This window comes from Leptospira gomenensis, assembly GCF_004770155.1.
Classification (GTDB): Bacteria; Spirochaetota; Leptospiria; order Leptospirales; family Leptospiraceae; genus Leptospira; species Leptospira gomenensis.
Window position 1 is genome coordinate 42520 of record NZ_RQFA01000046.1, and the last position, 21790, is coordinate 64309.

Consider the following 21790-nt stretch of genomic DNA (forward strand, 5'->3'; position numbering starts at 1 on the left):
CAAAACGGCGATTCTACGCAAAATACGGAAGTGCGGTAGTTCCCGCAGGAAAATACTTCCACGTCAGCGAATTACGAAAGTCCGAATTTGCATTTTTTTGAACATGTTCAAATTTTTGACTTGAACAAATTCCTTTGTTTTGGAAATATTTGAACATGTTCAAATTTAGGAAAAAAATTATGAAACGTATCGTTCTAACGGCGCTTTTATCGTTCGGCATGGGAGCCGATTCACTCTTTGCGGATGCAAAGTACGAATTATTCGAGGAGATCCGCAAGGCGAATCTGAAACGAGCGGAAGCGATTCTCGCGGAAGATCCGTATCTTTTGGAACAACCGGATAACAGAGGAAGGAGCGCGGTCTTCTACGCGATCGAAAGCGGAAAACCCGAAGCGCTGCAATTCGTCCTGGAAAGAAGAACCGGCATCGACGAAGCCGACAACTCCGGCGATTATCCGATTCACGCGGCTGCAAAAATACCTGATTCCAAAATCATGGAACTGCTTCTCACAAAAGATTCCAATCTAGATTATCTGAATCGAAACGGCGAAAACGCGTTGGACTTGGCGACCGACTACGGCAACGTTCAAGTCGCGGCGTTTCTTCTTGCGAGAGGAATAAAACCCGCCAAAGGGAAATCTGGGCCGTTTACGATCGCTCTTTACGTTTCCTTTCTGGTCATCAGCATTCTCATGACCGTCTGGGTCGCGAGAACCCTTTCCAAGAACGGACGCGTTTTTCTCGTGCAGATGTTTTCAGGAGAAGAGAAACTTGCGGATTCGATCAACCATCTTCTGATCGTGGGATTTTATCTGATCAACATTGGTTACATCAGCCTTTCCTTGACCTCCAATCGAAAACCTTTAGATCTGGCAGAATGTATCGAAACCCTAACCACAAAGGTCGGGATCGTACTGCTCATTTTAGGTGCGATGCATTTTTTCAATCTCTATCTTTTCGCGAAATTCAGAAAAAGAATTTCGAATACGTTCGGAGAAACCCACGCTGAAGCAGGAGTATGACTTCTAAAAGACCGAAACAAATCAAAACGAAAGAGACCGGTAAATCGCAACAAACCCGGTCTCTTCTTTTTAATACCGCCGTATCCCTCTTCCAAAAGGAAGGGTACGACGAAACGACGATGCGCAAAATCGCGCAAAAAGCCGGACTTGCGGTAGGCGCTAGTTACTATCATTTTAAAACCAAAGAGGAAATCGTTCTCGAATTCTATCGACTGACTCAAGAAGAAGCGTATATTCAAAATTTGGAATTTTGTAAAAAAGAAAACGAACTGAAGGTTAGGATCCGCAACATCGTCCGATTCAAAATCGAACAGTTCCGAGGATACGAAAAATTCCTTCACGTGTTGGCGCGCAGCGCCGGAGATCCGAGACATCCTCTTTCCCCTTTCAGCGAAGAAACGCGTACTATCCGGGAGGATGCGATCTCCCTTTTCCGGGACGCGATGGACGGCTGCAAAGAATCGATTCCCGCCGATCTGAGGGAAATTCTTCCGTATCTGTTTTGGCTTTTTCAATTGGGAGTCATTTACGTCTGGTTGTTCGACGATTCGGACTCTAAAAACAAAGCCGAAACCTTATTGGAAAGGGGGTGTGATCTGATTTTTCAACTTCTCCGTCTTTCCTCACTACCTCTCCTTAGGTCGGTTCGAAAATCGCTTTTATCTTTCATCGATTTAATCAAACGATAAACGGGAATAAAATATGAATCTCAAGGAAATCCCCACCGTTCCGCCTGAGGGCAAAAACAAGGAAGAAGTCCTTCGTAAAACGGAGGAACTTACCACGGAACTTTCCCGGCTTCAACAAAAGTTATTTTCGGAAAAAAAACATTCCGTTTTAGTGATACTCCAAGGAGTGGACGCTTCGGGAAAGGACGGGACCGTAAAACACGTGTTTGGCGGAGTGAATCCGCAGGGCTGTTCCGTTAAATCCTGGACGAAACCGAATTCGGAGGAGATTCAATACGATTTTCTCTGGAGAATCCACAAATACGTGCCCGCAAAGGGAATGATTCAAATCCACAACCGATCGCATTACGAAGACGTTCTGATGCCCAAGATATTCGGCGAACTTTCGGAAGATCGATTGAAGGAACGATTAGAATCGATCCGAGACTTCGAACGTCACCTTTCCCGTGAAAACCGAACCTTAATCCTGAAATTTTTCCTTCATATTTCCAAAGAGGAACAAAAGGAAAGGATTACGGAAAGACTTTCGGATCCGGAGAAAAAATGGAAATTCGATCCTTCCGATCTAACGACCCAGGATCGTTGGAAACAATACCAAGAAGCGTACGAAATGATCTTGGACGATAAACGCCGACAAGGCGAAGAATGGAACCTCATACCTTCTGATAAAAAATGGTACCGCAATTACAAGGTCGCGAAAATCCTCTGCGAAGAATTGAAAAAACTTCTCGAATGAGAAAGCGCGTTCCGTAGTCTCAGTAGTCGCGATTCATTCCGAGTTTGGAGGCGAAAACTCCGAGAATTTTCAACTGAGCTTCCTGGATTTTTTGGGCGCTTTCACCGGAGTCGTCCGGTTTCATCAGTTCCTTCATCAACCAACGCGAGGACTCTCGATCCAAAAAGTCCAAAACTTGTATGACTAATTTTTCCCGTACGCTCTTCAAAGCCTCCGCGAGATCGGGAAGACTTACCTGTCGCAGTAGATCCCTAAGTTCGTTGTGCGGAAGAGAATGGAAGGTTCTGCTTAAAAGCATATCGGAATCGATCTGCGGTTTGGAGTTGCAAAACTCCGCATAAAAATCGTTGAGAAGAATCGTATCGATCTCTTTTCTTTTTTCGGAAACGTATTCCCAAAATTCCTTGTGATAGGATTCCCCGAAATAGGAAGCGACCTTTTCCAAAAACAGAGCGACGGGAAGTTCCTTCTGAATCGCGGTCATTCCTTCCAATATGACGAGCCGATCCAAAAGCTCTTTGCCTTCGTAACTGCCGGAAACGATATAACCTTTCAAGATGGAACGCACGTTTTCCGATTCCATTCCGAGCCCCATCAATTCGAAACCTTTCCGTAACGAAAACGGATAACGCTCCGAATCAAATTCATCGATCAAAAAATACTTTCCAAAAACGTAACATTTTTCGCTCAACTCGAGCATCATTCCCAAAGTCCGCAAACTCCGTTCTTTATCCGCGTCCGTGCATAATAGCTGATCGGGTCTTATATGTGCCAGCATGTCCGTTTCGTCTCCGAGCCTTGGTTTATTTTGGAAGAACCGCCTTTCCGTTTGGAAGAAACGATTTTCTGTATTTGGATTCTTTTGGAATCGAGATGCCTAAATAGACGGTGAAAAAATAGATTCCGCACCGCTTTTAACTAAATTATAAAACGAAATTCGCAAAGAACCCCCGAATTCATCTCGATTTATAATCCTTTTGCCGTAAATTTCGATCGGAAAGGGAATAGCCGAAAGAGAGATCCGATCGAATTCGTTCTCGACGCTACAATGGAATTCGTCGTCGCAAAATGTGGAAAATTCGAACGAAAACCCCGCATCCGTGTTGGATCCATCCTTGTTGGGAGGTCGCTTTTCTCGGTTTGTAATTTTATTAAGCGAACTATTATTGAATGGGAAAAACCCGAGGCTAACGAAACTTGGGGAAATCGGAAACGATTCGTACAATCCGGGTTTAGGGAAAATCGGATTTTCCTTGTCTGTCTTCCGAAAAGACTCGAATAGCAATTTTAGAAGGTAAAACACGAAAATGAATTTTAAAAAACTACTAATCTCGACGTTTCTAACGTTTTCATTTGTAAATTGCCCCGGAGGCGGTGGCGGCGGTTCCGACATGACGAACCTACTTTTTCTTTTAGCGGCCGGGGGATTTTTCAATCAAAGCAACGCGCCTTGTATGCAGAAGAACGTATTTACGATCAATTCCAGTGCGGGAACGTTCAACGGACCCGGGGGAAATACATATTATTACTCCACCCCGCAGGATTACGTTCTTTCCATCTCAAAACCGTCCGCGATCTTTCATGTTCAACAGGATCATGGATTCGCGGACCGTCCCGTATTCCCGTCGTTTTACGACGATCTAAACTTCAATTATTACGGCCGTGAAGGTTGGAATCTCATTTCCACGACTTCCATGAGCCCATACGGCGAAAACAGCCTTTATTACACGGGAAGAAGCGGCGTTTTCAACAGAGTTGGAAGCGGAGTGACGTACGGAGTAGATTTTAATTTCCCCACTTCTCCTGCGATTACGAACGCACAGGCTTCGATCATTTCCAATTGTAGAATCATGGATAACGACGAATTGGCGTTCCGTGCAGAAAGCGGTACTTCGAGTTCGAACGGCTTGTCCAAAGTTTGGACCAACCGCAAAAAGTTGAACGTAAATCTTATCTTCGTCAAAAACGGAAACGCACGGTCTTATCCGGATCCTACCGTAGAAGGTTTGCAAGCGGCGTTGGATCGTTGGACTTCGATCTATTCGCAGGATTCCGTAAAAGTAGACATTCAATTTACCGCGCAGGAATTGGATTCCGCAAACTTTCTCAGCATCGCTTCCCTTTCTACAGACGACTACGGAGCGGCTTCCAGTTTAGGAAGAATGTATTCCTCTACGGGAGCGTATCAATCCGAAAACGCTTTGAATCTCTTCATCACTCGAGAAGAAACGCAGGTAGGCGGAGTGCTCGGTGTTTCGGGAGGTATTCCGGGAAATATCGGACTCACGGGAACTCCACAATCGGGAATGGTGGTTTTTATCGAAGCGCATCGTAGTTCGGGAGCGGTCGGCTCCGTATTGAGCAACGCGGATCTTACCTTTTTGGGAGACACGATGGCGCACGAAGCGGGTCACTTCTTAGGATTGTTTCACACGAACGAAAGCGCTGGAGCTTCGGGAGTGGCTATTCCGAACATGACCAAGGATCCGTTGATCGAAACTCCGCAGTGCGATAGCACGCAAGACACCGCTCCTGCAAACGGCCAAGTAAGTATTGTGGAATGCAACAATACCGGTTTTTTCAATTCGGGCGCCTTGAATCTGATGTTTTGGGCGGGGGACGGAGTTACCGCACAGACACAACTCACGGGAGAACAAGGCTGGGTTTTACGGATGAACCCTCTCGTTTACTAAAACTTTATAGGATTCTAATATTATGAAAAAATTAACTTTCATCCTTCTTCTAACTCTTTCCGCGGGACTTCTCTTTGCGGAAAGCCTGGATCCGAAAAAACTTTCGGACATTAAATCCGCGCTTTCCGGCACGAGACATCTGGAAAATTCGGAAGCCCTAAAAGCGGAACTCGAGTTTTACGCGGCGGATCCTTCTCCGTATCTGATCGCGATCGTTCAAGATCCCAATCTGCGGGTTTACGTGAAAACAAGAGCGATACGACTTCTTCAGTTTTATCCTTCGGAAACCAATTCTAAGTTTTTAGAAACGAAAATCGCGGCCAACAACGAACATACTTCCGTTCGTAAATTCGCGATCCAAAGTTATGCCATTTCTCAAAAAGGGCAGACTTCGAAGGTTCAGGGATTTTTGGGTAAATTTCGGACGGATTCGGATTTGGGTCCTTTCGTGGACAAAACCTTAAAAGAGACGAATTTCGATTCTAAGCCCTTCGACAAAAATCCTTCCTCGCAGAACGATTCCGAAAGAACTCGTTTCGAAAAACCGAAGAAAAAATAATCGTTTTTTTTTCCTTGGTGAAAAAGGCCCTTTTAGTGGATTCTAAAAGGGCCTTTTCTTTTTTTTGGGGGGGAACGCGGGGTTTTTTCGTTGTAAGGGTGTTGCGGGAACTCCAAACGGATCTGAGTCGGGAAACGGAATCTTTCCGTTGTAAAGGATTGTAGGAACTCTAACATTTCCTCGGGAAAAACGGAGTTTCCCGTGGAAATGCGGGAACTCACACAAAAATCCGACCTTAATACGATCCAATCTTCTTTAAAAACGTGGGAACTCCCCCAAAAATTGGTGTAGATCAAATACCAAAGTTCAGAAATCTGTGCTCATGAGCCAAATTGAATCCGTTCCAATCGGAACCCTCCCACCCTTGGGACAAGTTCCTAAAAAAATGTATGCACAGGTCGTTCGTCCTGAGCGCTACGGCGATCCGATCACAGCCATTCAGGAAGAACTCATCGATGTTCCAGAAATCGCGCCGGACGAGGTTCTCGTCGCGGTAATGGCAGCCGGTGTAAATTATAACAACGTTTGGGCCGCTCTCGGATTTCCCGTAGATGTAATCGGCGCAAGAAACAAAAAAGGCGAACCCGAAAAGTTTCATATCGGCGGGTCCGACGCGTCCGGAATCGTTTACAAAGTAGGTTCTGAAGTTAAGAACGTAAAAGTCGGAGACGAAGTCGTTCTTCACTGCGGAATCTGGGATAAAAACGATCCTTGGGTCAAAGCGGGAAAAGATCCGATGTTTGCCCCTTCTCAGTTGATCTGGGCTTATGAAACCAACTGGGGATCCTTCGCACAATTTTGTAAGGTTCAGGATCATCAGTGTCTTCCGAAACCGAAACATCTTTCCTGGGAAGAAGCCGCCGCTTACATGCTTGTAGGAGCTACTGCGTATAGAATGCTTCACCACTGGAAACCGAACGACGTACAAAAAGACGACGTGGTTCTGATCTGGGGAGGAGCCGGCGGACTGGGCGCAATGGCGATTCAGATCGTTAAGGCAGCCGGCGGAATTCCGATCGCAGTCGTTTCCGAAGACGATAAGATCGACTTTTGTATGAAACTCGGTGCGGCAGGTGTAATCAATCGTAAGAAGTTCAACCACTGGGGAGCGCTAACTTCCGAGATCAATAAGATGGAAAAATTCGTAGAATGGACGAAGGCCGCTCGCGAATTCGGAAAGGCGATCTGGGACATCGCCGGAAAAGGAAACAATCCTAAGATCGTCTTCGAACATCCGGGCGAAACGACCATTCCTACTTCCATGTTCGTTTGCGAAACGGGCGGTATGGTCGTAATTTGCGCCGGAACCACCGGTTTCAATGCGACCGTTGACTTACGTTATCTCTGGATGAGACAAAAACGTCTGCAAGGTTCCCACTTTGCGAACGACGAAAACTCAAAAGGTCTGAACGACTTGGTCATCGACAAAAAGGTCGATCCTTGTCTTTCCAAAACCTTCGCTTGGAACGAAACAGCGCTTTCACACCAATTGATGAAGGAAAACAAACACCCGGCTGGAAATATGTCCATCCTGGTAGGAGCAGACAAACCCGGATTAGGAAAAAAATAATTTCTTTTTGATTCGCTTTCGAAACCCCGAGGGCCTTCGCCCTTCGGGGTTTTTTATTTTGTAGGAACTCTTACTCGAGTTTTTCTTTCCTTCGGACAGGAGATCGCACTTTGCATCCCAAACTGTGTGGGAACTCACACACGGGGAATTTTTCTCTCGAACGAAAGTTTCTCCGACAAAGTGATGCGGGAACTCACACAAAACTCACACTAACACAGGAAGTTTGTTCGATGGAAGAATCCGATTCAACTTATGCTTTAAAAGAGAATATTCCTTCCCTTGAATCGCAAAAGAACCTACAATCCCGTCCCCTCCAAACGCTCCCGAATAAAAAATCTCCGCTCGTTTCGTATCGATCTGAACATTCGTCAGCCCTAAATTCAAAAGCCGCTCCACCTCTTCCCGAAATTCAAACGCCCGATCCCCCCTTCTCCGCACGTCGGTAATCCTACCGGACTTACAAAACACATCGTCCCCCATGTCGTAAAAACGACCGATGGGAAACAAAAGATCCGAAAAGTCATCCCTCACAACCAAAGGATGCCAACCGTCCGTTTCCAAGGGAATTTGATACGAGAATCGTTCATTTTGCAAAAGATAAAATGACTGATCCTCCGCATTCGTAAACGTACGCAGTGCCACCGCCGGCATTTCAGTAGAACCATATTGTTCGATCAAAAGAATTCCCGGGAACCTCTGAAAAATCTTTTTCAAATCGGAAACATAAATCCTTTCTCCACCCAACTTAATCGCTTTTAAGCCCGAAAGAGAAACCGAATCGTCGTCGATCAACTCTCGAATCACGCTGGGATAACAAGAAACGACTTGCGGATCGAACACATCCAACTGATCCACCTCTTCCAATTGAAACGAACGCATCGAAATCGAACCCATCTGTAACTTAACGGCCGCTTCCGTATGTGAAATTCCTCCGAACAACGCGATTCTCTCCGGGTACGAACGGAAAAATTCGACATAAGGTCGAATCACTCTTTTCGCGATATCCGCGACGTCCGCTTTGGATCTTGGAATCAACAAAGGTTCGGAAGTGCTTCCGCTCGAAGCCTGAATGATCACGTCATCGCCGAGAGATTTTCCCGCTAAAAAAGAATCGATCTGTTCCGGCGTAAGTTTGCCTTTTCTAAGAATCTCCGTATATTCCCGTTTCAGAAAATCTTTACCAACGTATTCGCTCATTTTTACCTTCTCATAAGAATCGATCGTGCCGTGAATTTTTGCGGTGCATTAAAATTACAATATTCTCTTTTATAATATCCTAATCTCATTGCCGATCGCAAAGTTTCGGACGTGTAAACTAACTCTTGCTAAACGGTCGGGAACTTTTCATTCCGTACGTTTTATAATAAACAAATTTCAACGAGGAAAATAAATTTACCGTTTGACTCTATTATTTCAAGTCCATTTAATATCCCTTCAGAATTTTTCACTCTTTTGATTCGAAAAAGGAAATACGATGACGAATTTTCTCCAGCTCAATTATTACTCGATCGGATATATCTCTGGTACGATATTTTCGGCGTTCCTTTTGATCTATTTATTGAGCTTAAAAGGAAAATCGAAACAGACTTGGCTATTGGTCGGCTATTTCTTTTTTGCACTGCTCCTAAATCTGGGTTTCGTACTAAGGACGACGGTTTTCTCGCCGAACATCGCTAAGCCGGCGAGTTTTATCATCGCGCTTTATACCTGTTTTTCCAATCTACTTCTGCTTTCCTTTATCTACTCTTTCCCGAAAAACAGGAACAGAAAGGAATCCTACGTTTCTTTTTTCGTACTGACCGCGCTCGGCTTATTCGGTTATCTTTATTATATATTAGGAAATTTGAATTCTGAAGTCGCATACAACTTCGACACGCAGTTGTTCGAGTTTCAAACTCCGCAATCCACCGCGCCGATGAGTCTGATACATTTTTTGACGTTTCTTTGGATCCTGGCCGTCATCATTCGGAAAACGATCGGCGAAGAACGAGAGTTTAGAAAAACGGAAAACAACGGCGAAACCGGATTTTTCCATCTGCTTAGTCCGAACGCAAGAATGCTCCGTTCATTCGGCGCGGCAGTAGTCCTTCATACGTGTTTTTCCGCGGTTTACGTATTGTATGCGACGAACAAGATCTCGTTCGCCGATTTTCAACTTCTACTCACTTCCGCGACAAGCCTTCAACTTTTTATTTATACGGTGATTTATCTCAACAATTCGCCTCAGCCTTCCTCGTTTATGGTCAAAATCGTGGGCGTCACTTTGGTGACGACATTAACCATTCTTAGCGTGGTTTCCAGAATTACATTCAAGATCAACGACGCCTATTTCGACGAAGCAAGAAACATAGAAATAGAAACTATACTTAAGAATATTACGAAATTAGATAAAACGATCATACCCGAAAACGTGGTTTACGTAGCTTCGCGTCAAAAATCGGACGGGTTATTCGCCTCGAATTTTAGAATCGAACATAAAAAGCTGGGAGCGATCCAACCCAAACTTCTCTTCCAAAGCGAAGCCGTGGAAATGGGAAAATATCTGAAACGGATTCCGAACAAAACCCTCACTGCTTCCAAAGGAGAATGGAAGGAATATTACTCGATCGACGAAAACGCATCCGTTGCGATTTCCAAACGGATGTATCGATCTCTCAAAACGCCCAACGGAGAAACGATCCTTCTCGTCCGTTATATTTTCAAACTCGGAGATTCAGTTTACGAAGCGGGATACGCGTATTCTACCTATTTGGAAATGGTCGATTCGATCGTATGGAAGATGGCTACGATCATCGTTTTAACCGCACTTCTTATACTTCTTTTATTCCCGTATCTTTTTCACGGAGGTTTGATTCGCCCGTTGATGGTTTTATTGAGCGGGGTAAAGGAAGTCAACGAGGGAAAATACGACGTTTCGGTTCCGGTTCAAGCGGAAGACGAAATCGGATTCTTATCCAGATCGTTCAATCATATGGTGACTTCCATCAGCTCCGCGCAGGCAAAACTACAAGACTACGCGGAAACCTTGGAGGAAAAAGTCACAGAAAGAACCAGAGAACTACAACAAAGTTTGGAAAAGGTTCAGGAATTAAAAACCAAACAGGACGCGGATTACTATCTTACTTCGCTTTTGATTCAACCTTTGGCGCAAAATAAATCCAGTTCACAAACGGTCTTCGTCGAATTCCTTACGGAACAGAAAAAGAAATTCCAATTCAAACGTTGGGCCTCCGAGATCGGAGGAGATCTTTGTGTTTCGAGTAAAATCAACCTAAAGGGAAGGAATTATACCGTGATCCTAAACGGGGACGCGATGGGAAAGTCCATGCAAGGAGCCGGAGGAGCCTTGGTTTTGGGTTCGGTTTTCGAAGCGATCCTAGAAAGATCCAGAAACTCTTTCGACGTGATGAATCTGTTTCCGGAACGTTGGTTAAAGAATACTTTTATAGAACTTCATAATATATTCACGAGCTTCGACGGTACTATGCTCGTATCCGTATTCGTATCCCTTCTCGACGAAGAATCAGGGTTGTTGTATTATATGAACGCGGAACATCCTCTCCCCGCATATTACAGGGACGGCATCTCGAACTTTCTTCCACACCGTTTTTTTTATCGCAAACTGGGAATGCCGATCAACATGGAAACGAGCCTACACATCAACACGTTTCAACTCCGACCGAACGACGTTTTGATTATCGGATCGGATGGAAGGGACGATATCCTGATCAAGGATAAAAACGAATCGGGCGAAGAGGAAACCAACATGAACGAAAATGAAGATCTGTTTCTTCGATTCGTGGAACGAGGGAACGGACAACTTCAAAACATCGTACAAGAAATCAAAAACGCCGGAGAAGTGACGGACGACATATCCTTGATCCGCGTGGAATACAAACTCGATACGGCGATCGAATTCAACGAGCCGGAAGAGGTGATCAAAGCGTATTCGAAAGCGAAAGAGGAGTTCAAACAAAAGAACTACGACGACACGATCGCACTTTTGGAAGGTATTCTCGCAAAGGATCCGATCTACCAAAGAAGCCGCAAGGTATTAAAACTTTTGACCAACGGGTACATTCAAAAAAAACAATATCAAAAAGCGGCGGAAATCGCACTTCACTACAGCAACACGACCCCGGACGATTCGGATTGTCTGTTTATCATTTCGAAATGTTACAAGAATTCGGGTAACATAAAGAACGCGACCGATTTCGGAGAAAGATTAAGACTTAGAAACCCGGAGCATAAGCAAAATCTAATACATCTTTCCGAAATATATCAAAACGCGGGCGATCTCAGCAGGGCAACCATGCTGATCAACGAGGCAAAATTCTACGAAAACAACGGAAACAACCACAATGAATAGCGAAAGCGGCCTAATCGACAACGTAAAATTGGTGAAACAATACGCCCCCGACGTCGAAAGAAGGGAACACGGAAGAATCGACGTCAGAATGGGCGGAGACATTCTTCTTTTCGCAACTCATCCGGGATGGAAGGAGCCGAAAGAGTTCCGCGTTTTGGACTATTCTTCCCTTGGACTCGGAGTCGAAAGTCTGGATAAAAACCTGAATCTATCGAACGCGGATTTCCGAGAGAACATCAGCATCGACGTAAACTTTCGTCTTTCTCCCAGGGACAGCAATCCCTACAATTTCGTATGCAGAATCGCTAATATTTCAAAAAAACAGGATCAGCCTTTACGTTTAGGATTACATAGGATCCTCGGATCCGAAGATCTTTTCGGAGACAAGCTGGACTCCCTGATGGAGATATCCGATCAAATCCCGCTTTTCGGTTTGATGGATCATCCTTTTTTGTACGACCAGACGTCGCTCATCAAAGTGAAACGGATATCCAGAAAAAGATTTTTGATAGAAAACTACGATCAATCTCTCGCGATCTTTCCGTCTATGGAACTCGTATTCAGCCTAAACCTATTCGCGGGAAACGAACCGATCCACGCTCGTGTCGAAGCCGTAAAACCGATTCCAAAAGGAATCAGTTTCATCGCGAATATCGATTTTTTATCCGATACCACCGAGAAAGCGATCGTACGGTATTTTCTACGTTTGATCGACATCGGCCCCTTCGCCCTCCGCAAAATCGGATTCAATACCGCGAACATAAAGAACATCATGACGTATCGGTTCGTAAAATCGCAGCAAGAGTATTTAGAAGTATTAAGGTTAAGAAAACTTGCATATTCAGCGGTTAAAAAACTGGATAAGGAGGCGGATCTTTCCGACGTTTCTCATTGGTACGATCCCAACAGCAGAATCATAACCGCATGGCATCACGATCGACTGATAGGAAGTGCGAATATATTTTTCGCGAACGGGGAAGACGTGCCGTTCGAGTTACAACGTCACATCAAACCGGAGGAATTCAAAAAACTCCCCAATCCCAAGGACATGATCGAAGTTGTGGGTCTTTGTATGCACCACGACTATCGCAAGAGCGATATTCTTATGGGAATTTTCGAAAGAATTTTCCACGTTCTTATCACGACCAACAAGTCCTACATCATCGCCGCTTCGGATCCGTATCTTTGGAAGATCTACGAGTCGATCGGATTCGAAAAAACAGGAATCAAATACACTCTTTTCAAAACGAGAGAATTGGTTTTGGACGTAATCATGGTCCATAGAAGGGTAGGAACCTACGGAGGATTAAAGCTGGATCCGTTACGCTGGAACGAACTCTATCGGGATATGTCCACCTATCTCGACGGACAAGGCGTTCTTCCGAAGACGATGGGATATAAGATTCTTTCCCCGATCTATAAAACATATATTGAATATGCGAAATTCCTGGATAACTCCCAGCGTATGATAAAACAGACACAAAAGGGAATCATCGGCTCGAGTATCGTACAAAAGGTATTGGATTACGAAATCATAAAACGATTTATCGATAATTACGAATCCCAATCGGACAAAAAGGAAAAACCGTCGGATTGACCGCATCCATCGAAGACCTTCTAAACAAGTATCACAACGGGACGAAGGTGCGGTTGCGCGAGATCCGAAAGCATTACGTTTTTCTTTTGTATTGAAGAACGACCGTGCCCGACCGGAAGGTTTGCGAACCGATAAACTTCAAAAAAAGTGTCTCCCGCAATGAAACGTTATCGAACAAACGCGGCCCCCTACCGGCGATAACTGGATGAACCGCGAAATGATATTCGTCGATCAGATCCAGTTTCGAAAGTTGCGATGCAACGCTCAAACTACCCACACAAATATCTTTTCCAGGCAATTGTTTTAATGCGCGTATTTCTTCACCTACGTCCGCACGGGCGAGTCTGGAATTCTTGTCCTCCACATTCTTTAAGGTGGTGGAGAATACTATCTTTTCAATCGAATCGAATACGCGCGCGAATTCGTTCGTCGCATCCGACATGGATTGATCCTTGGCGATTTCGGGCCAAAAGGGAACCATAAGTTGATACGTAATTCGACCGTAAAGAATTACATCCGCGGTTCGGAGTAACCGGGTGAAATGTTCGTGCAATTCTTCGTCCGCGACCATATCCATGTGACCGCAAAATCCGTCCGCGGAAATGTTGATCCCGAAAATAACCTTTCTCATAAACCTATGTGTAGAACCTTCCTCGGAAAATTTAAGCGCCTAACTTCGATTTGACGAAAAGCAAAACTCATCCTCCGATCAAATCGAAAAACGGCGAGATCCGATATCGTCGGATAAACGATCTAACGATTTCTTCGTACGCCTTAGGATTACGATCCCAATTCTCGCTGTGTTTCGCGTTCCATTGCGTAAGATGAAGCTCTTTCTCCTTGACCGACAATTTCGAAAAGATGCGCTCCGAATGTGAGGGTAATGTGGCTATGTCCGCAGCGGAATGCATTAAAAGTGTAGGAGTTCGAATCAGATCCGCGAAGTATTCTGGAGCGGAATCCCGTAGATCTGCGCCGGATCGAAACGATGCGAGCCAAACGGCGGACGGTAACATCGCTAAAATCAATCGCGAATAACGTACGACAGCCCGTTCACGGAATACGAGCGTCGCGATACTATAAGAAGAGTCGGCCAAAATAAACGAAAAACGCTCCTTCGATTTTGCGAGTGCAAGTAAAGAAATAGCGGCTCCCATAGATTGACCCGCGATCGCTATTTCGGAAGATTTAAGCCCGGTCTTATTTTTGAACCAATCGATGATAGCCAACAAATCGTCCTTTTCGTAATAGCCGTAAGTCGATGAATTTCCCGTACTCAAACCGTGATAACGAACGTCGTAAACCAAAGAAGAACAACCTAACTTATAAAAAAACTGAGCGTATTTAAGCACGGCATAACGCGTAACCGTATAACCGTGAGTGATGACAGATCCGCAACGTTTCTTACTTTTAGGCTCGAAGAGCCAGGCCTGAATCGTTACGTCCTTTAAGGGAATAGCGACTTCAAGCGGGTGATCGTCTAACCCGAATTTGGCGAGCGAAAGAATGTTCTGTTCTTTTTGATCCTCTTCCAAAGTTTTGGTCTTAAAATGAATTATTTGATCGGAAAAATAGTAGGCGGCCGTTGAGTAAAAAATAAGAATAATACCCAAAAATATCGCGAATCGTTTCATAATGAGGCTTCCATTCGGAAAAAGTAAATTACGTAGAAGGAGAATCGAGTCAATCGATTAATGTCGATTTTACGGCAAAACCGCAAAAAAAGTTCTTTATCTAACAAACAGATAATATAAAGGAATTTTTTTCTCTCCGCAAAAACTTTAATATTCCTTTTCTTTGATACGATTTCTTCGACCGATGAAACGGTTCGATCCGATAGAAAAAGAAAATTCAACGTAAAAATAGGAACGAAACATCCCGAAAATCGGATTGATTTTTTCCGCATTCGTTCGATTCTCCGAAGAAGAACGGATCGGAAACGACGAAATAACCATGAAATTACCCGAATCGATCCTTTTCACCCAATGCCTTCAGAACGACTTCGTAGCACTTCTAGAAAAATACGACCCTCTTCCCAACTCTTTACACGTGGGCTATCAGGAATCGAAACGTCTTCTCGGAGAAATGACCGAATACGGGCCCGTACATTCACTGATCGAATGGGCCTATTCGGTCCCAGAGGACGACTTATGGATCGTACATATCCGCGACTGGCACGACGCGAACGATCCGTTACAAAAAGAACACCTGAGACAATTCGGAAACCATTGTATTAAAAACACAAAAGGAGCCGAATTCGTATTTCAACCTTGGATTACCGGTAAGGAAAGTAGACACAAAATCATAAACGCTTCCGGACTCAACGATTTCGTAAACACGGATCTTTCGAGACTTTTGGAACCGATTGAAAAGCGCAAAATCAAAGTCGGAATAACCGGCGTTTGGACGGAAGCAAAAATTCAATTTCTTGCATACGATTTAAGAACGCGTTATCCGGAATGGGAAATAGCCGCCTGCTCCGCGCTTTGCGCATCCTCTTCGATAGGAATGCACTTTATCGCTCTCGATCAAATGAAGGAAATTTTGGGAGTTGTCGCTTTTCCTTCCATCGGTGCGTTCACTTCTTTCCTAAGTGGAAGTGTTCCTAATTTGGAAAAACGAATCACACATTCCAGGATATCAACGGACCATTTTCGATACAAAGACGGCTACCGTATCGCTCCCACCGACGAAAAACTTCTACTCTATCTGTTTCGGGATTGTAAAGACGTAGAATACGCGTGCCTGGACGGAGGTTTTTCGGGCAATGTCGTATTAAAATCCAAGTCCACGGATCATATCGGACACAATCAGGTGCCGTGTGTGATCAAAATCGGACCGAGGGATTCCATAGCAAGAGAAAGGATCGCGTTCGAAAGGATCGAGGAAGTGCTGGGAAACAACGCACCTTCGATCGTCGATTTCGCGGAGCTGGAGGAAAGAGGTGCCATCAAGTATCGATACGCTGCTATGTTGGAAGGGAACGTGCGTACTTTTCAAAAAACCTACGCAACCGTAGAAGACACTGAAATCCTAAAGTCCGTTCTGGACACAGTATTTCTCAGACAACTCGGAAAATTATACGAAGCCGCTTCCAGAGAGAAGATTAATTTATTAGAATATTATGATTTTCATTCTAAATACGCTGCCTCTGTGAGGGAAAAAGTGGAGATATTAATCGAAACTAAGGCGGAAGAGAATCTTCTGGAAATATCCCCCGGATTCTTCGTTGCGAACGTATGCAAATTTTATGAACAGGATTTGACCTCTTTAAGGGAATATACGGCGATTTCCCACTACACTTCCTACGTTCACGGAGATTTAAACGGAGCAAATATCATTCTGGACGCGCAAGATAACGTATGGTTGATCGATTTTTTCCACACTCACAAAGGACATATCCTGAAAGACCTGATCAAACTTGAAAACGACATACTTTACATATTCACGAAAATAGAAAGTCCGGAGGATTGGAAAGAAGCTACCGAACTTAGCGACGAACTTTTGAAAATCGGCGATCTCGGAATTCCAGTTCCGAAAATTTCGAAACGAAAATGGAAAAATCCCGACATCGGAAAAGCGTACGAAATCGTCGCACATCTTCGTTCCTACTATCCGGCGCTTTTAAAAACGGATCGTGATCCGTATCAACTTCATGTCGCGGCTCTGCGTTACGCGATGCACACTCTTTCCTTCGACGAATCGAACGAATACCAGAAAAAATGGGCGCTTTACTCCGGATCGATTTGTGTCAGCTCTATACGCGATTACATTCGAAAATCGAAAGCCCTCCGAATCGATTACCTGAAACCGGACGATCGTGTTCCCGATCTTTCTAAAATCGGACTTACCATTCTTCCGGGAAGAAAAGACAGGGAAAGAAATCTGCGTGAGGATATGAAAACGATACTCGACGAAAAAATCACGCACGTGCTTTGTCTCCTTACGGAAAACGAGTTCGCCGAATACGGAGTAAAGGAACTCAAGTTCGAATACGAGTCCGCGGGTTTGCAAGCGTTGTATTTTCCGATCCTAGATCAGGCCGCCCCGTTGGCGGAACAGATCGAACCCGTCTTGTATTGGATGGATCAGGCTTTGTTCCAAGGCGGAAAACTACTCGTACACTGCGTGGGCGGCTTGGGAAGATCAGGAACGTTAGCCGCTGCTTACGCTATTTGGAAGGGAAACTTGAGTTTCGGAGAAGCGGTTTCGATCGTACGAGAATCGAGAAGCGAACGCGCGATCGAATCCAAGGTCCAGGAGGAATTCCTATCCGGCCTGGAGAAAAAAAAGATTACTAATAAATAATATATATTGAATATTCTAATCTCCTAAAATTGTAATTCCCTGCCAGTTTTCCGGAACTCCGAAACGACAATAATGAACGGATCTTTCCAGATAAACCCTCGCAGCCTGATCGGCCCGGTTTTTCTCCAAAATCCTGTTAAAAACCATACAGGCCTCTTCGAACTGTTTTTCACGATACATCAAAACCCCGCGCTCGAACTCTTCCCTCGTGTTCACGTAAGATTCGATCAAAGGATCCGGAAGTCCATTAAATACTTCTAATACGGTATAAACACTTCTATGTTCCCGGATTTGAATCCTATCGACGACGCGGTAATGATACTTGGTTGAATCCGATAAACGGAACAAAGTGGCGTCCGTGATCAGCAACGAAGACTCATACGTCCTACAAAGTTGTCCTATCGTGGAGACCACGTTTACCGAAGGGGAAATGACAGTACTCTCCATTCGTTCCGCTTCACCGATCGTTCCCAAAAGAATCGGGCCGGTATGAATTCCACTTCCGGAACGAATCGGAGTTTTTCCCATAGCGATCCGTTCCCGATTGAATTCACGGAGAACTTTTTGTATTTCAACGGCGCTATCCAGTGCCTTCTCCGGTTCGGGAGGAAACAACGCCAAAAAAGCCTCGCCGAAATATCTATCGATAAACCCCTCCCTTTCCCGGATAACCGGGCCGGCTTTCGCCAAAAAGGCATTGATGAATTCGAAACTCGCCTTTCCGTCCGTTTTTTCGGAAACTTCGGAATACGTCCTTATCTCGTTGTAGAGCAAACTCATTTCCTCTTCCGCCGTATCTCCGAGTTTGATATCAACAATATCATGTTTATTTAATATTTTAAGCAACTCTCGGGGAACGAAAAGCCCGTAGGAGGAATTTATTTTTTTGAGACTTTCCGAAAAATCCTGCACTGCGTTAAAGGCTAAAGAATAACGTTTCGCCAAAAGGAACGCCTCCGAAAAGATCAAGGCGACCAGTCCGAAAGGCGCAAGAATAAACGTAGGAATGATCCTTTTATTGTAGAATATATCCTGGCTGTAAGCCAGGAAAAATAGAAAAAGTCCGAGGGCGATCGCGACGGAGCCCGGTTTTTTGCGCAAGAGCGCCAAAGTAAGGGAATAAAAACCGAAAGCAAAACATAAGAATGTAAAAATATAATAATATTCTATAGTTCCCGTAAAAAACACAGGATCCTGAGAAAGGACGATGAGGGAAAAAACCATGGCAACGGTCGTGACAACGTAATGGATTTCCTTTCTGACTTCGTCCGGAAATAACGATTTCAAAAAAGCGGTGGTGATCGGAGGAATCAGATAAAAACTGAGATACACGATTCTCATGTGAACGTGGTAGGAAATGCCGGGGAAGATGACCTGTATAAGATTTTGCCCCGTACTCAGTTCGCGAAAACAAAACACAAAACATAGAACGCCGAAGTAGAGTAATGCAGCGTCCTTCTTACGCAGAAAATACAAGGTGAAATGATACAATGCCATCGCCACCAAAAAGCCGAGAAGAAAAACGTCCACCGTCATCCTTCTCTCCCGAAGACGAATGATCTGTTCTTCCGTTCCTAAAATCAAACGCGCCGTCAGTCCTCCGCGAGCATGATAAAAATTGGAAAGAGGAATCCGGATCTGAAACTCGCTGGTTTCGATTTGAAAAGGGAAAATTTTAACGTTCCACTCCGGAACGGACCGTTCTGCAGTTTCTGCGGGAACTCCCTGACCTCCTATTTTTTTTCCGTCGATCCAAACCTCGTATGCGGTTTCGGAAGTTTCACCTAACAAAGCCAGACGATTAGGATCGGTCGATTTCGGAAGGGTGACTTTCAAAAAATACGTGGCGATCCCCGTCCCCGGATAATTTTTTCCTTCCGCATTTTGAATCCGCGTCCAGGCTTTGGGAACGGGTATGGTTCTATTTTTTTCGGGAAGATACTCGGGACGATCCGCGAATTCGTTCCAGCGAAAAATCCAATCTCCCTGCAAAGCGATCGGTCCGAACGCTTCGAAATCCCAAGCGGACAAATCCATCCTACCCTCGATCGCGGATATTTGCGGACGATCGGGTTCATTCATGCAGTGTACGATCGTTAAAAGAAACACCAAAACGATCTGGATCTTTGCGAAAAAACGGTTCGATAAAAGCATGGACTTCTTAATTTTTGCGCGCTTTCTACGATACGGTCAATAATAATATCGCTCCTCGTTTTCTCGTCCGAGGAAAATTCAACATTTCTTATACGTTTATCCCGTATAACGACGTAGGTTTCTCGAAGTTTGCGGTGCTGAAGCCCGTTAAACACGCGAAAGAATTGGCAGGAGGTTTGAGCGAACCTTAGTGAGCGTCTTGCAAACAGAGTGACAAAGCAAATGTGCCGAAGGCCAAGCGAGAGTCGCGGAGCGATCTCGAAGCGCCGCGAGAAACCGCTGTTAGGCGAAGTGCCCGGGTCTACACTATCGGTTCATAAAGATCATACTTTCCAATAAACTTAGGCTTATTAAAATCACAATATTCTTTTACTTTTCTATTAAAATTACAATCTGACTTCGGATGAGTTTGAACACTCTCGATAAAATCCTTAATATAAGATATATCAACCTTATGCCAGTCCGGGCTTAAATTTTTCAACAAGCGTTCGTATTCAGTGCCTGTTAGCGCACTTTTGAATAATTTTTTTTGCTCTGGACTCCCTTCGTTGATAACTTCAAATTTTTTAAATATTAAACGAACTTCCTGCTCGTAAGAAAATGGCATTCGTTTTAGCGTATATATTTTCTCGAAATCAGTCTTATTCTCGCGAATCCCTATTTTTTCCAATTCCGCATTTAAATTGATTTCACTTTGATAATCTACCTCTAACAAATTTACGTTTCTTATTTCTCTGATTTTATGTTCGGCAACAGAGATTCTAATGGCTTAGTTATTAGAGCTATAAGAATTCCATATTGCTTCGCTCTAACCGTTCATCGACCAAGATCGAGCAAAAAATATTTTTTCAAATTGTAATGCCAAATCTACAAATATTCCTTTGGCTAAAGTATCCGGATATGTCTTTAGTATTGTTCTTATTTCATTCTGGCCCTTAGCGGTTTTTAATTTTTGAAAAATATACCCCTCATGCTTATCTTCCCAAATTTCAGGACGAACAAAATGAAGAGACTTTTTTGAATTAAGTCATCGAATTTTTCAAAGTTGATGTATCTATAAAAATATCTATTCTTCAAAGTATACCTCCAGCATTTCGTCTAACGATCCAGGTTTTCCGACGTCGCTGATCCCGGAGCGCCTGCGCGCGGAGGGATTGACGGAGGCTTGAGCGAACCTTAGTGAGCGATTACAAGCCGAACGTCAAAGCGAATGTGCCGAAGGCCAAGCGAGGGTTGCGAAAGCAATCCCAAAGCGCCGCGAGTAGACGAAGTTAGACGCCGTTTCATTTATTATGATTATGAATCCACCAAATGTTAGTTAATTTCATAATCTCCTCCATTTCCTTTTTAGAAGGGTTTTTACTAAGGTGTCTATAGATAATAGAGTCACATACTTCTCTTAATTGAATATTCTCGTGCAGTCTTTTCTGAGAGGAGAAATGAAGACCAATTTCTTTGTTTAAAGTTTCGGCTAGATTAGCAAAATTATTATGAAAATGGAAACTAATAATGTCTAAATAAGCCTGAGATCGGACGTCTTTATCACTAGAAAATAAATCTAAAATCTTAATATAAACATCATATTCTACTAGTGCATTTATTTCATCCTCATCATATATTTGCTTTAGAATATTTATGCCCCCTAAAGTTCCGTAATCTTTGAGAACTCGAATTGCTTTGAATTGACGTTCTAAATTTAAATTTTTCGTATTTAAATATACGACGTACCAAGAAGCGACCAAGCTCGTTATAGAAATAAATATAGCTAATGTGTTAATAAAAATTAACGTATTCCGTTTTAATCTTTCCTGAAATTTTATAATCATTGTTAAGATATATTCTTAATGTTGGAGACGGTGTAAATAAGAGGAATAGGCTACCTCAAATGCACCATTTCTATATTTAGCATGATTAATTTTATCAAAATTGTCAATAGTAAAGTTAAGATCTGGATTTCGCATCCTTTTCGAAAAACTGTCAACCCTAGCCATTCTAAGTAGTTGATTATTGCCAACAAATCTTTTAAGTATTTCTTACTCCATAAGGCTTTTCCAATATGAACGCAGAAAAAAGAATATCTCTTGTTTCATGTT

The 21790-nt window shown here is 43.8% G+C and carries 15 protein-coding genes and 1 pseudogene; 9 read left to right on the forward strand and 7 right to left on the reverse strand.

Annotation, left to right across the window (positions count from 1 at the left end; all coding sequences use genetic code 11):
* Positions 1-179: 179 nt before the first annotated feature.
* The 3 genes from EHQ17_RS10890 to EHQ17_RS10900 are packed head-to-tail and all read left to right on the forward strand — an operon-like array spanning position 180 to position 2447.
* A complete protein-coding gene (locus EHQ17_RS10890; protein WP_135594622.1) occupies positions 180-1022 on the forward strand; it encodes an ankyrin repeat domain-containing protein in 843 nt (280 codons plus the stop codon).
* Complete coding sequence (locus EHQ17_RS10895) at positions 1019-1711, forward strand: TetR/AcrR family transcriptional regulator (RefSeq protein WP_135594620.1); 693 nt, start codon at positions 1019-1021, stop codon at positions 1709-1711. Before EHQ17_RS10890 ends, EHQ17_RS10895 begins: the two co-directional genes overlap by 4 nt.
* Before the next feature lie 13 nt (positions 1712-1724).
* A complete protein-coding gene (locus EHQ17_RS10900; protein ID WP_135594618.1) occupies positions 1725-2447 on the forward strand; it encodes a PPK2 family polyphosphate kinase in 723 nt (240 codons plus the stop codon).
* 19 nt (positions 2448-2466) lie between these two features.
* Here the strand turns inward: EHQ17_RS10900 and EHQ17_RS10905 are convergent, their stop codons facing one another.
* Entirely contained in the window at positions 2467-3225 is a 759-nt protein-coding gene (locus EHQ17_RS10905) for an LIC10244 family PerRA/PerRB upregulated protein (RefSeq protein ID WP_135594616.1), read from the reverse strand.
* Between the two features lie 1606 nt (positions 3226-4831).
* On the opposite strand from EHQ17_RS10905, the pseudogene EHQ17_RS20410 reads away from it, so the two are divergent.
* The 3 genes and pseudogenes from EHQ17_RS20410 to ccrA form a co-directional block, all read left to right on the forward strand.
* Positions 4832-5140 (forward strand): annotated as a pseudogene (locus EHQ17_RS20410) (M43 family zinc metalloprotease); the annotation flags it as partial.
* A gap of 22 nt (positions 5141-5162) precedes the next feature.
* Positions 5163-5699: a hypothetical protein gene (locus tag EHQ17_RS10915; RefSeq protein WP_135594612.1), complete on the forward strand. Its 537-nt coding sequence runs from the start codon at positions 5163-5165 to the stop codon at positions 5697-5699.
* Between the two features lie 322 nt (positions 5700-6021).
* Positions 6022-7269 carry a crotonyl-CoA carboxylase/reductase gene (gene ccrA / locus EHQ17_RS10920; RefSeq protein WP_135594610.1) on the forward strand — a complete coding sequence of 416 codons (1248 nt, stop codon included), beginning with the start codon at positions 6022-6024 and terminating at the stop codon, positions 7267-7269.
* Positions 7270-7473: 204 nt separating this feature from the next.
* On the opposite strand, the gene EHQ17_RS10925 is transcribed toward ccrA, so the two are convergent.
* Positions 7474-8466 (reverse strand): phenylacetate--CoA ligase family protein, encoded by a 993-nt coding sequence (locus EHQ17_RS10925; RefSeq protein ID WP_135594608.1) that lies wholly within the window; start codon positions 8464-8466, stop codon positions 7474-7476.
* A gap of 277 nt (positions 8467-8743) precedes the next feature.
* On the opposite strand from EHQ17_RS10925, the gene EHQ17_RS10930 reads away from it, so the two are divergent.
* Positions 8744-11638, forward strand: a complete 2895-nt coding sequence (locus EHQ17_RS10930) for a SpoIIE family protein phosphatase (RefSeq protein ID WP_135594606.1) — start codon at positions 8744-8746, stop codon at positions 11636-11638.
* A complete protein-coding gene (locus tag EHQ17_RS10935; protein WP_135594604.1) occupies positions 11631-13235 on the forward strand; it encodes an N-acyl amino acid synthase FeeM domain-containing protein in 1605 nt (534 codons plus the stop codon). The genes EHQ17_RS10930 and EHQ17_RS10935 overlap by 8 nt, the downstream gene beginning before the upstream one ends.
* Positions 13236-13308: 73 nt before the next feature.
* Here EHQ17_RS10935 and EHQ17_RS10940 read toward each other — a convergent pair whose 3' ends face one another.
* Together EHQ17_RS10940 and EHQ17_RS10945 are read right to left on the reverse strand one after the other, a co-directional pair.
* Positions 13309-13866, reverse strand: a complete 558-nt coding sequence (locus EHQ17_RS10940) for a dihydrofolate reductase family protein (protein WP_135594602.1) — start codon at positions 13864-13866, stop codon at positions 13309-13311.
* Positions 13867-13933: 67 nt separating this feature from the next.
* Entirely contained in the window at positions 13934-14869 is a 936-nt protein-coding gene (locus EHQ17_RS10945) for an alpha/beta hydrolase (RefSeq protein ID WP_135594600.1), read from the reverse strand.
* 319 nt (positions 14870-15188) lie between these two features.
* On the opposite strand from EHQ17_RS10945, the gene EHQ17_RS10950 reads away from it, so the two are divergent.
* The gene (locus EHQ17_RS10950) at positions 15189-17543 is read left to right on the forward strand and encodes a phosphatase domain-containing putative toxin (RefSeq protein WP_135594598.1); all 2355 of its coding nucleotides are present in this window, start codon (positions 15189-15191) and stop codon (positions 17541-17543) included.
* 15 nt (positions 17544-17558) lie between these two features.
* On the opposite strand, the gene EHQ17_RS10955 is transcribed toward EHQ17_RS10950, so the two are convergent.
* The 3 genes from EHQ17_RS10955 to EHQ17_RS10965 form a co-directional block, all read right to left on the reverse strand.
* Entirely contained in the window at positions 17559-19625 is a 2067-nt protein-coding gene (locus EHQ17_RS10955) for a 7TM diverse intracellular signaling domain-containing protein (RefSeq protein ID WP_135594844.1), read from the reverse strand.
* A 373-nt stretch (positions 19626-19998) separates the two neighbouring features.
* Complete coding sequence (locus EHQ17_RS20170) at positions 19999-20412, reverse strand: hypothetical protein (RefSeq protein ID WP_246057532.1); 414 nt, start codon at positions 20410-20412, stop codon at positions 19999-20001.
* A 568-nt stretch (positions 20413-20980) separates the two neighbouring features.
* Complete coding sequence (locus EHQ17_RS10965; protein ID WP_135594596.1) at positions 20981-21523, reverse strand: hypothetical protein; 543 nt, start codon at positions 21521-21523, stop codon at positions 20981-20983.
* Positions 21524-21790 lie beyond the last annotated feature (267 nt).